Here is a 14,219-nt window from a genome sequence, read left to right as displayed (position 1 = left end):
ATGGTCGATTCCATCAGCCCGCAGCTCGCCCGTCGCATCGCCCTCGCCGCACAGGGGTTCGGTCGCCCCGCGCCCACGGCACCAGGCACCCGCCAGGTCGGCGCCGTGCTCGATCGACTCGGCCTCCTGCAGATCGACTCGGTCAACGTCTTCGAGCGCAGCCACTATCTTCCGGTGTTCAGCCGGCTCGGCGAGTACGACCGGGGGCTCCTCGACCGGGTCACCACCGGCCGTCGCGGGCGCACGCTCGAGTACTGGGCGCACGAGGCCGCCTTCGTGCCGCGCGAGATGTGGCCGTTGTTCGAGTTCCGTCGCCGCGAGTACCTGGCGAAGGGCGAGGCCTGGGGCGGATGGCTCGGCGAGAATCGCGAGCTCGCCGACTGGCTGCGGTCCGAGCTGGCGGCGAACGGCCCGATGCGGGCCAGCGAGATCGAGCACGACGCCAACGTGCGCCGTGGGCCGTGGTGGGGCTGGTCGGCCGTGAAGCGAACGCTGGAGTGGATGTTCCGCGTGGGCGAGGTCGTCTGCATCGAACGGCGACGCTTCGAGCGCGTGTACGCGCTGCCAGAGCAGGCGCTCGAACCCGAGCTGCTCGGCACGGCGCCCGACGAGGCCGATTCGGTGCGGGTGCTCGTCGAGCGCGCGGCATCCGCTCTGGGCATCGCGACCGAGGCCGACCTCGCCGACTACTGGCGCATGAAGCGCGCGCAGGTGCAGGGCGCGATCCGCGATCTCGAAGACTCCGGGGTGCTGATCCCCGTCGAGGTGCCGGGGTGGCGCAACGGCGCGCGCCCGGCACCGACGTGGCTGCACCGCGACGCACGGCGGCCGCGGCGCATCGAGGCGACGGCCCTCCTGTCGCCGTTCGATCCCGTCGTGTGGTTCCGGCCGCGGGCCGAGCGCATGTTCGACTTCCACTACCGCATCGAGATCTACACGCCCGAGCCGCAGCGCGTGTTCGGCTACTACTCGCTGCCGGTGCTGCTCGACGACGACGTCGTGGGCCGGGTCGACCTCAAGAGCGACCGCAAGGCCCGCGTGCTCAGGGTGCAGTCCGCCTGGACCGAGACGACGGCACCCGCCGAGACGGCCGCGCGCCTCGCACCCGTGCTGCGCAGCGCCGCCGCGTGGCAGGGCCTCGACGACATCGTGGTCGCCGACCGCGGCGACCTCGCGCATGCCCTGCGATCAGAGCTCGCCACGGCCTGACCGCCACCGGCGCTGGGTTCCTAGAACGAGCCGCCCATCTGCTCGAGCCGCTTGACGCGCTCGGCGATCGGCGGGTGGGTCGCGAAGAGCCGGTCGATGACGCCGGGCTTCAGGGGATCGGCGATCCAGAGGTGGGCCATCGAGGAGTTCTGCCGCCGCATCGGGCGGCCGTACTGCTCGAGCTTCACCAATGCGCTCGCGAGGGCGTCGGGATGCCGCGTGGTCATGGCGCCCGTTGCGTCGGCGAGGTACTCGCGCTGCCGCGAGACCGCGAGCTGCACGAGGCTGGCGACGAGCGGGGCGATGAGCATCGCGACGAGGCCGACGACCATCATGACCGGGTTGCCGTTGTTGTTGTTGCGCCCGAAGAACGCCATGCGCACGAACATGTCGGAGATGAAGCCCACCGCGACGACGAGGCCGAACACGATCATCGACAGGCGGATGTCGTAGTTGCGCACGTGCCCGAGCTCGTGGGCCATGACGCCCTCGAGTTCGGCGTCGTCCATGATCTCGAGCAGGCCGGTGGTCGCGGCGACGACCGCGTGCTCGGGGTCGCGCCCGGTGGCGAACGCGTTCGGCGCCGGATCGGACACGACGTAGACCTTCGGCATCGGCGTGCCGGTGGCGATCGAGAGGTTCTCGACCGTGCGCCACAGCCGCGGATGATCGGCCTTGCTGCGCAGCTCGACCGCACCCGACATCGCGAGCGCCTGCCGATCGGCGGTGAAGTACTGGAACGCCGCGTACGCGGTGGCGATGACCACGGTCACGACGACGATCGTGAGGTCTTGATAGATCACGGCCGCGAGCCAGCCCAGGCCACCGACGATGGCGAGGAAGAACAGGATGATGAAGAAGGTGTTGCGCTTGTTCTTGGCGATCGCTCGGTACATCAGCTGCCCCTGGGGGTCTCGATACGCGCCCCGCTACGCGCGGTGCTACTCGACCTCGATCGGTGCCTGACAGCACCCATCAAAACTGCACGCGAGGCGGCTCCGCGATGGCGGCCGGCTCGGTGACCTCGAAGAAGTCCCGCTCGTGGAAGCCCAGGCTGCGCACGAACAGCGTGTTCGGGAAGACCTTGATCTTGGTGTTGAGCTCGCGCACGCCGCCGTTGTAGAACCGGCGCGAGGCCTGGATCTTGTCTTCGGTGTCGACGAGCTCGGACTGCAGCTGAAGGAAGTTCTGGCTCGCCTGCAGCTGCGGGTACGCCTCGGCCACGGCGAAGATCGACTTGAGCGCCTGCTGCATGTGGTTCTCGGCTGCGGAGGCGTCGGCCGGCCCTTGGGCCTGCAGCGTCTCGGCGCGCGCGCGGGTGACCGACTCGAAGACCGACTTCTCGTGGGCGGCGTAGCCCTTGACCGTGTCGATGAGGTTCGGGATGAGATCGGCACGGCGCTTGAGCTGCACCGTGATGTCGCTCCAGGCCTCGTCGACGCGCACGTTCAGCGTGACGAGGGAGTTGTACGTGGCCCACAGGTAGATGCCGACGATCAGCACGAGCGCGACGACGATGATGACGGGGATGAGCCATTCCATGGCGGCGGACTCCTAGCGCTCTTGCGTGAACTGTGGGTGCCCTGACATCCTATCGATCGGCTGAGAGCTCCCCCGGGGTTCCCATGAGACTCGGAGCATCCGACCGGCGGACTCCCGGCGTAGGCTCTCGCTCATGGCAGAGGGCAGGCGCCCCGGGCGCCCGGCGGGCGCCCGGTCGGGCGAGACGAAGGCACGCATCCTCGAGGCCGCGACGGCCGAGTTCGCCGAGGTCGGCTACGAGGCCGCCTCGATCCGCGCGATCGCGCGGCGCGCCGGGGTGGACCCCTCTCTGGTGCACCACTACTTCGACGGCAAGGCCGAGATGGTCGCCGAATCCGTGCGGGTGCCGCTGCGTCCCGACCGCGTGCTGAGTGCGGTCATCGACGCCCCCTCCGACGAGCTCGGGGAGCAGATCGTGCGCGCGGTGGTCACGGCGTGGGACACGACGCCCGTGCGCACCGCCGCGACGGCGGCGTTACGCACGGCGATGGGGCGCGGCCCGGTCGCCCGCACGCTCCGCGAGTTCATCCACCGCGAGATCGTGCTGCGCATCGCCGGTCGCCTCGAGGGCGAGCAGCGCGAGCTTCGGGCCGAGCTCGCCCTGAGCCAGGTCGCGGGGCTGCTCATGGTGCGCTACGTGCTCGCGTTCGAGCCGCTCGCCTCCGCCGACGTCGAGCAGGTGGTCGCCGCGATCGCGCCCTCGGTGCAGCGCCACCTCGACGACTCGCCCGATGGCGCGCACGGCACCGACCGCGCCGCCCGGGACGACACTTGACTTCGCGGCGTCCGAGGCGAAGAATTCACCACATGATGAATAAACCGGATGCCGCCGGCGCCGCCGTCATCGTCCACGACCTGCACGTGCGTCGCGGGTCGACGCAGGTGCTCGACGGCCTCTCGCTCGCGGTGCCGAGGGGCGCGATCGTCGGCCTCCTGGGCCCGAGCGGCAGCGGCAAGACCACGCTCATGCGGTCGATCGTGGGCGTGCAGGTCGTGCAGTCCGGGTCCATCGAGGTGCTGGGCCTGGCCGCCGGAACGGCTCCGCTCCGCAGGCGCGTCGCCTACGTGACCCAGCAGGCGAGCGTCTACGACGACCTCACCGTGCGCCAGAACATCCGCTACTTCCGGCGCGTGCTCGGGGCGCCGGCCTCCGACGTCGACCGGGTGATCGAGCGCACCGACCTCACCGCGGTCGCCGATCGGCTGGCCGGTTCGCTCTCGGGCGGGCAGCGCGGGCGCGTGTCGCTCGCGGCGGCCCTGCTCGGCTCCCCAGAGGTGCTCGTGCTCGACGAGCCGACGGTCGGTCTCGATCCGGTGCTCCGCGTCGAGCTGTGGCAGCTCTTCCGCAGCCTCGCCGACGAGGGCGCGACCCTGCTCGTGTCGAGCCACGTCATGGACGAGGCCAAGCGCTGCGACCGCCTGCTGCTCATGCGCGACGGCGAGCTGCTCGCCGACGACACGGTCGAGGGCCTGCTCGCGTTCACCGGCACCGACGACGTCGAGACGGCCTTCCTCCGGCTCATCGAGCGCGGCGCACCCGACCTGCGCTCGAGGGCGTCCGCGATCGGGCCGGCCGAGCCCGGCGCCGACGCCGAGCCCGATGCCGACGCCGCGCCCGGATCGGACGCGACCCGATGAACCTCGGCCGCACCTTCGCAACGGCAGGGCGCGTGCTCTCGCAGATCCGCCACGATCCGCGCACGATCGCCCTGCTGCTCATCGTGCCCAGCCTGCTCATCGGCCTCGTCGCGTGGATCTTCAGCGACACCGAGGTCTTCGACGACATCGGCCCGGCCATGATCGCGCTGTTCCCGTTCATCGTCATGTTCCTCGTGACGAGCATCGCGACGCTCCGCGAACGCCGCAGCGGCACGCTCGAGCGGCTGCTCTCGATGCCCATGGGCAAGGGCGACTTCCTGCTCGGCTACGCGCTCGCGTTCGGGCTGCTCGCGATCGCGCAGACCGCGATCGCCGTCTCGTTCGCGATCTGGGTCTGCGGGCTCGACATCACCGGCTCGATCTGGCTGCTCTTCGCGGTGGCCGTCGCCGACGCCCTGCTCGGCACCGCGCTCGGCCTGCTCGCGAGCGCCTTCGCGCACACCGAGTTCCAGGTCGTGCAGTTCATGCCGCTGCTCGTGCTGCCGCAGATCCTGCTCTGCGGCATCTTCATCCCACGCGAGCAGCTGCCCGACGTGCTCGAGGCCATCAGCGAATGGCTCCCGCTCAGCTTCGCGATCGACGCGCTGCAGGCCGTGGCCGCCGACTCCGAGAGCACCGGGTGGATCGTGGCGAAGCTGCTCGTCATCGTCGCGTGGATCATCGGCTCGATCGTGCTCGGCGCGATCACCCTGCGGCGCCGCACACCCTGAATCCGGCCGACGAGCGAACGGCCGCGACCGGCCGTCACGCCCCGAGCACGCGCTCCAGGTACGGGTTCTGGAAGCGCCGCTCGGGGTCCAGCTCGTCGCGCACCGCGAGGAAGTCGTCGAAGCGCGGATACACCTCACGAAGCGAGGCATCCGTCTGCGTGTGCATCTTGCCCCAGTGCGGGCGACCGCCGTGGGCGCGCATGATCTGCTCGACCGCGGCGAAGTACTCCGTCGGATCCTCGCGGAAGTAGCGGTGCACGGCGAGGTAGCCCGTGTCGCGGCCATGTGCGGTCGAGAGCCAGTTCTCATCGGATGCCGCGGCGCGGACCTCGATCGGGAAGCTGATGCTCCACCGCTTGCGCTCGATGAGGTCGCGCACCTCGCGGAAGGCGGTCGGCACCTGCTCGAGCGGGATCGCGTACTCCATCTCGCGGAAGCGCACCGTGCGGTTGGTCACGAACACCTTCGGCGAGAAGTCGGTGAACTCCCGGTCGCCCGTGAGGCGGTCGACCTGGCGCGCGAAGAACGGCGTGGCCTTCGGTGCGGCCCTGCCGAGCGCGCAGATGGCGCGGTAGGCGCCGTTCGCGAGCAGTTCGTCGTCGATCCAGCGCGAGACGCGGCCGAGCGGATGCCTCGGGGCGTCCGCCGCGAGTCGCGTGTTCGTCTTCGTCAGCGCGGTGTCGGTATGCGGGAACCAGTAGTACTCGAAGTGGTCGGACTCGGCGACGCGCGCCATCCACTGCTGGAGCACCGCCTCGACCGGTTCGACGCGCTCGACGGCCTGCATCACGAACCGCGGCACGAGCTGGAGCGTGACCTCGACGAGCACGCCGAGGGCGCCGAGTCCGAGGCGCACGGCCGGCAGCAGCTCGGGGCGGCTCGTCTCGCTCACCTCGAGCAGCTCGCCCGTGCCGGTCACGAGCTTCGCGGCGACGATCTGCGTGGCGAGGCCGCCGAACCCGAGGCCGGTGCCGTGCGTGCCCGTCGAGGTGGCCCCGGCGATGGACTGGCGGTCGATGTCGCCCATGTTCGCGAGCGCGAGGCCGTAGGGCGCGAGCAGTTCGGGCAGGGCGTGCAGCCGGGTGCCGGCGGCGAGCGTGACGCGGCCGGTCGCGACATCCGCGTCGATGACGCCCGTGAGGTCGGTGAGGTCCAGCTGCACGCCGGGGGCGACCGCGATGCCGGTGAAGCTGTGTCCCGCGCCGACCGGCTTGATGCGGAGCCCGGATGCCGCGGCCGAGGCCACGGCCCGCTGCACCGCACCCGCCGACGAGGGGCGCTCGACACGGAGCGGCCGCACCTGCTCGGTGCGGCCCCAGTTGCGCCACGTCGCCCCGCTCGCCGTCACAGGAACACCTTTCCCTCACCGCGGTACGTCGGAAGCTCCTCGACGATGCGGCCGTCGTCGACGAGCTGGAAACCGTTCAGGTGCTCGGAGAGCTCGCCCGACTTCGTGTGCCGGAACCAGACGCGGTCGCCGACGCGCAGACGCGCGGCCGCAGCTCCGCCGACGGGGGTCTGCACCTCGCCCGCGGCCTCGCGCGGCAGCATCGAGAGGCCCTCGGGCCAGACGATGCGCGGCAGCCGGTCGGGCGCGGGCGGCCCCGACGCGATCCAGCCGCCGCCGAGGATCGTGGCATGGCGCGGGCTCGGCCGCCGCACGACGTCCATGGCGAACGCCGCGGCCGGTGCGGGCGAGAAGTGCTCGTAGCCGTCGAACAGGTGCCCGCCGAAGAGGCCGGAGCCCGCGGCGATCTCGGTGACCGAGCCGTCGGCCGACGTCGCCTCGAGCGAGCCCGTGCCGCCGCCGTTCACGAACTCGAGGTCGGCGTGCTCGCGCACGGCCGCGACGGCCCGCGTGCGACGCTCGACGAGCTCGGGCATCGAACGCGACTGCATCCAGCGGTTCACGGCACCATCGACGGGCTTGCCCGCCGGCCGGTTCGTGACGCCGGCGATCTGCGCCTCGTACCCCATCATGCCGACGAGGCGGAACCCGGGGCGCTTGACGATGTACGCGGCGAGCGCGCCGGCGTCGGCGGGCTCGTACACGGGCGAGCGGCGCACGCCGAGGTGACCGAGCACCGGGGCGTTCCACGAGGCGTCGAGCTCGAGCGCGACGCGGATCGGCTCGCGCTCGCCCGGCGCGATGACGGCGTCGATGAGGTCGAGCTGGGCGATCGAGTCGACCATGAGCGTGATGCGCGCGGCGAGCTTCGGATCGGTCGCGAGACGGCGGATGCTTCCGCGCTCGGCGGTCGGGTAGCCCACCACGAGGTCGTCGACCGTGTCGGCCAGCCAGATCGCCTCGGCGAGCGTGTAGGCGAGCACCCCGTGGTAGCCGGGCATGCGCAGGAGCGCCTCGATGACGCCGCGCACGCGGATCGACTTGGACGCCACCCGGATCGGTCGTCCGTTCGCCCGCCGCAGCATGTCGGCGGCATTGTGCCGCAGTGCGCCGAGGTGCAGCGCGCCGACCGGCGCATCGAGGTGCGCGGTGGCCTCGGTCAGTTCGGGCCAGTACCTCGACGGGGTCGTCCAGGGCGAGGCATCCACTCTGCTCGCGCCCCGCTCGGGCATCGACAGGGACTCTGCCATGGTGAGGTCGATCATCAGCGCACACTCCGAACTCGCGAGACCGCGATCGCACCCAGGAACGCACACACGGCGCTCAAGACGAAGACCAGGACGAACGACCCGGTCATGACCACCGCGGCCGCGCCGATGAGCGGTCCGATCGCCTGCGGCACGGCCGTGGCGATGTTCATGATGCCGAGGTCCTTGCCGCGCGACGCGGCATCCGGCAGCACCTGGGTGGCGAGGGCCTGGTCGACCGAGAGGAAGCAGCCGTAGCCGAGTCCGAGGATGCCCGCGGCGACGATCGCGACGGTGAGGTCGGGTACGAGGGCGAGCATGAGCGCCGCGACGGCCTGCAGGGCGGATGCCACGAACACGAAGGCCTTGCGACGACCGAGCCGGTCGGACAGCCGGCCGCCCACGAGCGAGGCGGTGATGACGAAGACCATGTAGACGAGCGTGAGGATGATCAGGTCGTCCTCGGCGTTCTCGTCGCCGAGGCCGAACATGAGGAAGTACAGCAGCAGGCTCGTGCCGAGCGCGTTGCCGACCGAGACGAGCACGCGGCTGAGCAGCGTCCACCCGAAGTCGGGGTGCTCGCGAGGGCTGATCCAGAGGCTCGCGATGACGCCCTTCGCGGTGACGCGCGTGCGCTCGGCGGCCGCGAGCGGCTGGTCGAACCGGAGGAGGAACGGCACCGCGAGCACGACGAGCGCGACCGCGAGCAGGACGTAGCCGAGCGCCCGGTCGGTCACGAGCTCGGTCACGAGCACGAGGCCGACGATGATGCCGACCGCCTGCGGCGCCGACATCCACCCCGAGACGAAGCCGCGCTGCCCGACCGGGACCTGGTCGGAGATCGTCGCGGTCAGGGCCGCCGTCATGATGCAGAAGCCCACGGATGCCGCGACCCACGCGGCCCCGATGGCCCAGATCTCAGTCTGCAGGCCGAGGATCACGAGCGAGCCGGCGAACACCAGCGCGCCGATCAGGATCCACGGGCGGCGACGCCCGAACCGCGAGGCCGTGCGGTCGCTGGCCGCACCCGTGAGCGGGTAGGCGATGACCGTGGCGACGGCCGCGACGCCCGAGATGAGACCGAACGCGAGCACGCTGTCGACCCAGTGCTCTGGATGCAGCACGGCATCGATCTGGGCGGGCAGCAGCAGCTGGATCGGCGTGAGCTGCGCCATCCAGATCGCGAACCAGACGGTCGCGAACGAGCCGATCCAGCCGGCGGAGACCCGCCTGACCGGTTCGGCGAGCGCGGCCGGCGTGCTCTGGTGGAGGCTCGTCATCGGGGTTCGGCCATTCTCGAGAGGGCGACGGCGGCCGCGTTCGCGACCGCCAGCGAGGCGTCGTCGTCGCGATCGACGAGCCAGGTGAGGGTGAGTCCGTCGGTGAACGCCACGAGCACGCGGGCGACGCGGGCGATGGGGACCGTCCACCTCGTTCCGGTGCGCTCGGCGGCGACCGCGAGCGACTGCTCGGCGAGTTCGACGTACCTCGCGTACTGGGCCCTCGCGAGCGGGTGCCGATCGGGCGAGCGCAGTGCGTACTGGGTGAGCTCGAGCATCGCCTGCTCGTGCTCGGGGTCGGCCTTGAGGTGCTCGAAGTACCGGACGATGCCGGCCTCGAGCATCTCGACGAGCGTGCCGTCGACGAGCACCTCTGGCATGACCGCGTGGCGGGCGTGCTCGATGACGGCCGAGATGAGCTCGTCGATGAGCTCGTCGCGGGAGTCGAACGCGTAGTGGAAGCTCGCGAGGCTCATGCCGGCCTCGGCGACGATCGCGCGCGTGGTGGCCTGGGCGATGCCGTTGCGGGAGATGACGCGCAGGGCGGCCTCGATGAGCGCTGCGCGGCGCTCTGGGGCGGGGATGCGGGTCACGGCGACTCCTCTCGACGACACTGCCGACCTCCTGGGCCGACGTCTCGGACGAACGGCGGCGGGAGGAACTGGGACGGGTGACCCAGTTGCAACAGTATGCACCAGAGCGGGCCGTCCGGCACACCCCGACCTGCTTCGGGTCGCATCCGCACCGGTTCGGGGCACGTTACGCTCGCAGCATGCGCCTCGGAGTCCTCGACGTCGGATCCAACACCGTGCACCTGGTCGTGGTCGACGCCCACCCCGGCGCCCGCCCGATCCCGGCGACCTCGCACAAGTCCGTGCTGCGCCTCATGCGCTACCTCGAGCCCGACGGCTCCATCGGCGCCGACGGGGTGGAGGCCATCCTCGCGGCCGTGTCCGGTGCCGCCGCGGCGGCGCGCGAGGCCGGCATCGACGAGCTGCTCGCCTTCGCGACCTCCGCCATCAGGGAGGCCGCCAACGGCGAGGCCGTGCTCGCCCGCGTCGCCGACGAGACCGGCGTCGAGCTCCAGGTGCTCTCGGGCGACGACGAGGCCCGCCTCACGTTCCTCGCGGTGCGCCGCTGGTACGGCTGGTCGGCCGACCGCATCCTGCTCTTCGACATCGGCGGCGGCTCGCTCGAGATCGCGAACGGCATCGACGAGTACCCCGACGTGGCGCGCTCGCTCCCCCTCGGCGCCGGCCGCTCGACCATCGCGTTCCTGCCCGACGACCCGCCCGCCGCCGAAGACGTGCAGCGCCTGCGCGAGCATGCCGCCGAGGTGCTGAGCGGTGCGGTCGGCGAGTTCTCCCACCTGCCCTCCGCCGACCACGTCGTCGGGTCGTCCAAGACCATCCGCTCGCTCGCACGCCTCGCCGGGTGGACCGAGGAGGGCGTCGGCTCTGGTGAACGCAGCATCCTGCGCCGCAAGGCCCTCGACGACTGGATCCCGCGGCTCGCACGGATCCCCGCCGACGCCCGCCCGGCGCTTCCCGGCATCACGGCCGACCGCACCTTCCAGATCGTCGCGGGCGCCGTCGTGCTCTCCGAGGCGATGAAGGCGTTCGGGGTGCCCGAGCTCGAGGTCTCGCCCTGGGCGCTGCGGGAGGGCCTCATCCTGCGTCGGCTCGACCGGCTGACCTGAGGCTCGGGCTCAGCCCGGGGCGCCGCCCGGTCCAGGCTCACCCGAACCCGGCTCGATCGGCTCGGGCTCGATGGGCGCCAGGTCGTACCCGACGGTGTACCTGCGGTTCGGGTCGAGGGCGTCGATGAGCGCGACGAGCGCGCGCTGGATCTCGATCAGGCGGCGGTGATCGCCGGCGGCGACGAGCTCCATGCCGCTGTCGACCGGGGTGAACCAGCTCCGGAAGTCGCGGTCGTCGCGGAACCGCGTGGCGAACGAGGCGTATCCCATGACGTGCGGGATGCGCACGCCCGGGTCGGCCGAGGGCTCCCAGCTCAGCATGAGCTCGCCGATCGCGCGCTGCTCGGTCGTGAAGAACAGGAATCCCTCGCTGTGCTCGCTGCGTCGCAGCGTCTGCAGCACGAGATCGATCAGCCGTTGCACCGCGATGTCCCGCCCGCCCTCGCCGCTCGAGGAGAGCACCGCCTGGCGCCTCGCCTCGATCCAGCCGAAGTAGTTCGCGAAGAGGTACGCCGTGCTGGTCACCGCGTAGTCGCCGTGGCTCTTGTAGCGCTGCACGAGCGGCACCCAGCCGGTCTCGACGATGTTGAAGATGCGCGACTGCAGTTCGGCGGACGCCATGGCGAGCGGTTCGTACACGCGCTCGGCGGCCTTGATGGCGGACTGCGTCTCGAGCCGTTGCTCGCGTTCGGCATCGAGCTCGGACCTGAGCCGGGCCGTGCGGATGGAGAACAGCCCGGTGATGATGACGCTCGCGCCGCTCAGCACGAGCGCGATGATCGTCACGACGGCATCGATGCCCATACCCGATGCTACTGCCGGGGCGCGCGGTGCTCCCGCTGGGATTCGAACCCAGACTCGAGCGAGTTTAAGTCGCCTGCCTCTGCCGATTGGGCTACGGGAGCGCGCGGCATCCGCCTGGAGACGAAGGGCATGACCGGTCAGGAGGACGACGCCGCGCGTCAACCCTACTTCGCGGCATCCGTCACCAGGTGCCGACGTACTCCGAGACCTGCAGCACCGAGCTCCGGACCACCGGCACGCCGCGCGAGATCGCCTGGTCGATGCGCGAGCGCAGTTCGGGCGAGTCCACCCGGTAGTCGAGGAAGTCGGTGTCGCTCGCGTAGACGCCGATCGGCAGGGTCAGCGCCTGGAAGAACGAGAACAGGGGGCGGAACTGGTGCTCGAGGATGAGCGAGTGGCGGTCGCTGCCGCCGGTCGCGGCGAGCAGCACGGGCTTGTCGATGAGCGCGTACTGCCCGACGAAGTCGAACACGTGCTTGAAGAGCCCGGTGAACGAGGCCCGGTACACGGGGCTCGCGACGATGAGCAAGGTCGCGGACTCGATGCGCCGCAGCGCCTCCTCGGCGGCCGGCGTCAGCGCGTCGCGGCTCAGGACCCCGGCGAACTCGGGGCCGATCTCGGAGAGCTCGATGAGGTGCGTCTCGACCTCGACCTCGCTGCCGACCCCGGGTTGGAGCGCGGCCGCGAACCCGTTCAGGATCTCGCGGGCGAGGACCGTGGTCTTCGACGGTGCGTGCAGGCTTCCGGAAACGGCGACGATGGTGATGGTAGGCATGCGCCGACGCTAATCCCGATCGATCGAGTCGGAAACCCGCGCCGACGCGAGCGGTAAGCGGGCGCAACAGGGCTTCACAGTGCGTCGCCCGAGGTCACGCGGGGCGACGACCCGAGGCGCGGATGTCGCAGCGTGACGTGCGACCCGACGCTCGACCTGCGGGCGCGCCGAGCGCCCGGCCCCGACGGATTCCTCCGCGGAGCCGGGCGTTCGCCGCGAGTGCGGTGCGGCGCTCCAGCCGGTCGGCGGCTACCCCGCGGCCTTCCACGCGGCCACGAGCGAGTCCAGGCGGGAGTCCGCGCCGAAGGTGACGCCGTGCACGTCGGTGGCCGCTCCGAGGATGGAGGTGAGCTCGTGCACCGGCACCTGGTGGAACTGCGAGACGATGCGTTCCTGCGCCTCGGCCAGCACCTCGTCGCGGGCGTCGGGGTCGGGCAGGGCGAGCTGCTCCTGCAGCAGGGCCTCGAGCTCGGGGTCGTCGAGGTGCAGTCGGTCGGTGGCCGTCTTCGAGTACGTCACGCGCAGCACGTCGCCGTCGGCCCTCGAGAGGTTCTGCCACGACAGGTCGAAGTCCCCGGTCTCCTGCAGCTTCAGGAACTCCGGCACCGACCCGCCGACCAGCTCGACCTCGATGCCGACCGCCTTCAGCTGCTGCTGGATGAGTTCGAGCGAGGTCTGGTTCGGACCGAAGTTCGTGATCCACGCGAGCTGCAGCGACAGCGGCACGCCGCCCTTCTCGCGGATGCCGTCGGCGCCGACCTTCCACCCTGCCCCGTCGAGCAGGGTCGCGGATGCCTCGGGGTCGAACCCTGCGACCTCGGTTCCGTCCGTGTACCCGGGCGTGGTCGCCGCGAGCGGGCCGGTCGCGACGGCGAAGAGGTCGTTCAGGGCCGTGTCGCGCACCTCCTCGGCGTCGACGGCGTGCGCGATGGCCTCGCGCACGACGAGGTCGGAGACGATCGGACGCGACTCGTTGAAGTACACGCCGAAGGTCGCACCGGGGTTGGCTCTGGACACGATCTGCAGCCCGCTCGCGTCGATCGTCTCGACGTCGATGGGCTGCACGCCGCCGATGACGTCCACCTGCCCGGAAGCGAGGCTGCCCGTCCGGACGCCCGCCTCGGGCACGACCTGGAAGGTCACGGTGTCCAGGTGCGCGGCGCCGTCGTTGCCGAGCGGCTCCGGCGCCCACGCGTAGTCGCCTCGGCGTTCGAGCACGGTCTGCACGTCCTTCGTGTACTCGGCGAGCGTGAACGGCCCGGTGCCGACGATCGCGGAGCCGTCGGCCCGTTCGGCGTACGGGGTCTTCACGGTGGCCGCGCCCACGATGCCGAGCCCGACGCTCGCGACCGAGCTCGGGAAGGCCGCGTTGGGTGCGCTGAAGTGCACCTCGACCGTGTCCTCGTCGACGGCCACGGTCTCGTCGTATCCGACGAACGCGGTGATCGCCGAGCTCTCGGCTCCCGCCGCGACGATGTCGTCGAACGTGGCCTTGACGTCGGCGGCGGTGAGCTCGGTGCCGTCCGAGAAGGTGACGTCGTCGCGCAGCTCGAACGTGAACGCCGTGGCATCCGCATTGCTCGACCACTCGGTCGCGAGCCAGGGTTCGAGCCGGCCGCTCGACGGGTCCTGGTAGAGCAGCGAGTCGACGAGCTGGCGGGTGACGTAGAGCGTGTCGTTGCCCGAGCCGTTGCCGGACGGGTTCAACGAGATCGGGTCGTTGCCGATCGCGAAGACGAGGTCGCCGCCGTCGACGACCTCGCTCGTGGATGCCTCTGGGCTGCCGGTCGTGCCCGCGCAGCCGGCGAGCGCGAGGCTCGAGGCGGCGATCAGGGCGACCAGTGCGGTGCTGCGGTGGATGCTGGACATGGGTGCTCCGTCCTTGGTGGAAGGGTGGTGGGGTGGTCGGTCGGATCGGCCGGGATGGGCCGCCGGGATCGGTTCTG

At 71.1% G+C, this 14,219-nt stretch carries 14 protein-coding genes and 1 tRNA gene; 5 read left to right on the top strand and 10 right to left on the bottom strand.

Translation table 11 applies throughout. The features are described 5' to 3' along the window. Complete coding sequence (locus tag AC3IPY_RS07020) at positions 1-1,209, top strand: winged helix-turn-helix domain-containing protein (protein ID WP_489187636.1); 1,209 nt, start codon at positions 1-3, stop codon at positions 1,207-1,209. Between the two features lie 20 nt (positions 1,210-1,229). Here AC3IPY_RS07020 and AC3IPY_RS07015 read toward each other — a convergent pair whose 3' ends face one another. Both AC3IPY_RS07015 and AC3IPY_RS07010 read right to left on the bottom strand, forming a co-directional pair. Then, positions 1,230-2,105 carry a M48 family metalloprotease gene (locus AC3IPY_RS07015; RefSeq protein WP_489187634.1) on the bottom strand — a complete coding sequence of 292 codons (876 nt, stop codon included), beginning with the start codon at positions 2,103-2,105 and terminating at the stop codon, positions 1,230-1,232. A gap of 79 nt (positions 2,106-2,184) precedes the next feature. Further along, a complete protein-coding gene (locus AC3IPY_RS07010) occupies positions 2,185-2,751 on the bottom strand; it encodes a LemA family protein (protein ID WP_489187633.1) in 567 nt (188 codons plus the stop codon). A gap of 133 nt (positions 2,752-2,884) precedes the next feature. Between AC3IPY_RS07010 and AC3IPY_RS07005 the strand changes: the two genes are divergently transcribed. Genes AC3IPY_RS07005 through AC3IPY_RS06995 form a run of 3 tightly spaced genes read left to right on the top strand, consistent with a single transcriptional unit; the run spans position 2,885 to position 5,120 of the window. Further along, positions 2,885-3,526, top strand: coding sequence for a TetR/AcrR family transcriptional regulator (locus AC3IPY_RS07005; RefSeq protein ID WP_489187632.1), 642 nt, complete (start codon positions 2,885-2,887; stop codon positions 3,524-3,526). A 35-nt stretch (positions 3,527-3,561) separates the two neighbouring features. Beyond that, positions 3,562-4,389, top strand: coding sequence for an ABC transporter ATP-binding protein (locus AC3IPY_RS07000; RefSeq protein WP_489188266.1), 828 nt, complete (start codon positions 3,562-3,564; stop codon positions 4,387-4,389). Then, on the top strand, positions 4,386-5,120 hold the full coding sequence (locus AC3IPY_RS06995; RefSeq protein ID WP_489187630.1) for an ABC transporter permease: 735 nt from the start codon (positions 4,386-4,388) through the stop codon (positions 5,118-5,120). Before AC3IPY_RS07000 ends, AC3IPY_RS06995 begins: the two co-directional genes overlap by 4 nt. A gap of 34 nt (positions 5,121-5,154) precedes the next feature. On the opposite strand, the gene AC3IPY_RS06990 is transcribed toward AC3IPY_RS06995, so the two are convergent. The 4 genes from AC3IPY_RS06990 to AC3IPY_RS06975 are packed head-to-tail and all read right to left on the bottom strand — an operon-like array spanning position 5,155 to position 9,588. Beyond that, the gene (locus tag AC3IPY_RS06990; protein WP_489187629.1) at positions 5,155-6,468 is read right to left on the bottom strand and encodes a D-arabinono-1,4-lactone oxidase; all 1,314 of its coding nucleotides are present in this window, start codon (positions 6,466-6,468) and stop codon (positions 5,155-5,157) included. Next, positions 6,465-7,733, bottom strand: coding sequence for an amino acid deaminase/aldolase (locus tag AC3IPY_RS06985; protein WP_489187627.1), 1,269 nt, complete (start codon positions 7,731-7,733; stop codon positions 6,465-6,467). Before AC3IPY_RS06985 ends, AC3IPY_RS06990 begins: the two co-directional genes overlap by 4 nt. Then, positions 7,733-8,995, bottom strand: coding sequence for an MFS transporter (locus AC3IPY_RS06980; RefSeq protein WP_489187625.1), 1,263 nt, complete (start codon positions 8,993-8,995; stop codon positions 7,733-7,735). Before AC3IPY_RS06980 ends, AC3IPY_RS06985 begins: the two co-directional genes overlap by 1 nt. After that, a complete protein-coding gene (locus tag AC3IPY_RS06975; RefSeq protein WP_489187623.1) occupies positions 8,992-9,588 on the bottom strand; it encodes a TetR/AcrR family transcriptional regulator in 597 nt (198 codons plus the stop codon). The genes AC3IPY_RS06980 and AC3IPY_RS06975 overlap by 4 nt, the downstream gene beginning before the upstream one ends. A gap of 179 nt (positions 9,589-9,767) precedes the next feature. Between AC3IPY_RS06975 and AC3IPY_RS06970 the strand changes: the two genes are divergently transcribed. Continuing rightward, a complete protein-coding gene (locus AC3IPY_RS06970) occupies positions 9,768-10,694 on the top strand; it encodes a Ppx/GppA phosphatase family protein (RefSeq protein WP_489187622.1) in 927 nt (308 codons plus the stop codon). Between the two features lie 9 nt (positions 10,695-10,703). Here the strand turns inward: AC3IPY_RS06970 and AC3IPY_RS06965 are convergent, their stop codons facing one another. The 4 genes from AC3IPY_RS06965 to AC3IPY_RS06950 all read right to left on the bottom strand — a co-directional run bounded on the left by AC3IPY_RS06965 (position 10,704) and on the right by AC3IPY_RS06950 (position 14,142). After that, positions 10,704-11,498: a hypothetical protein gene (locus tag AC3IPY_RS06965; protein WP_489187620.1), complete on the bottom strand. Its 795-nt coding sequence runs from the start codon at positions 11,496-11,498 to the stop codon at positions 10,704-10,706. A gap of 27 nt (positions 11,499-11,525) precedes the next feature. After that, positions 11,526-11,599 (bottom strand) — tRNA-Leu (locus AC3IPY_RS06960). Between the two features lie 80 nt (positions 11,600-11,679). Further along, positions 11,680-12,273, bottom strand: coding sequence for an FMN reductase (gene msuE / locus AC3IPY_RS06955; protein ID WP_489187618.1), 594 nt, complete (start codon positions 12,271-12,273; stop codon positions 11,680-11,682). 249 nt (positions 12,274-12,522) lie between these two features. Continuing rightward, a complete protein-coding gene (locus tag AC3IPY_RS06950; protein ID WP_489187617.1) occupies positions 12,523-14,142 on the bottom strand; it encodes an ABC transporter substrate-binding protein in 1,620 nt (539 codons plus the stop codon). Positions 14,143-14,219: the final 77 nt, after the last annotated feature.

This window comes from Agromyces sp. GL_144, assembly GCF_057834305.1.
This window is presented reverse-complemented; position numbering and strand designations above follow the sequence as displayed.

Excerpts from the sequence above, each read along its gene's own strand:
- AC3IPY_RS06995 (WP_489187630.1), top strand. The coding sequence starts at position 4,386 with ATGAACCTCGGCCGCACCTTCGCAACGGCAGGGCGCGTGCTCTCGCAG.
- AC3IPY_RS07020 (WP_489187636.1), top strand. The coding sequence starts at position 1 with ATGGTCGATTCCATCAGCCCGCAGCTCGCCCGTCGCATCGCCCTCGCC.
- AC3IPY_RS07015 (WP_489187634.1), bottom strand. The coding sequence starts at position 2,105 with ATGTACCGAGCGATCGCCAAGAACAAGCGCAACACCTTCTTCATCATC.
- AC3IPY_RS06980 (WP_489187625.1), bottom strand. The coding sequence starts at position 8,995 with ATGACGAGCCTCCACCAGAGCACGCCGGCCGCGCTCGCCGAACCGGTC.
- msuE (WP_489187618.1), bottom strand. The coding sequence starts at position 12,273 with ATGCCTACCATCACCATCGTCGCCGTTTCCGGAAGCCTGCACGCACCG.
- AC3IPY_RS06970 (WP_489187622.1), top strand. The coding sequence starts at position 9,768 with ATGCGCCTCGGAGTCCTCGACGTCGGATCCAACACCGTGCACCTGGTC.
- AC3IPY_RS07010 (WP_489187633.1), bottom strand. The coding sequence starts at position 2,751 with ATGGAATGGCTCATCCCCGTCATCATCGTCGTCGCGCTCGTGCTGATC.
- AC3IPY_RS06965 (WP_489187620.1), bottom strand. The coding sequence starts at position 11,498 with ATGGGCATCGATGCCGTCGTGACGATCATCGCGCTCGTGCTGAGCGGC.
- AC3IPY_RS07000 (WP_489188266.1), top strand. The coding sequence starts at position 3,562 with ATGAATAAACCGGATGCCGCCGGCGCCGCCGTCATCGTCCACGACCTG.
- AC3IPY_RS06985 (WP_489187627.1), bottom strand. The coding sequence starts at position 7,733 with ATGATCGACCTCACCATGGCAGAGTCCCTGTCGATGCCCGAGCGGGGC.
- AC3IPY_RS07005 (WP_489187632.1), top strand. The coding sequence starts at position 2,885 with ATGGCAGAGGGCAGGCGCCCCGGGCGCCCGGCGGGCGCCCGGTCGGGC.
- AC3IPY_RS06950 (WP_489187617.1), bottom strand. The coding sequence starts at position 14,142 with ATGTCCAGCATCCACCGCAGCACCGCACTGGTCGCCCTGATCGCCGCC.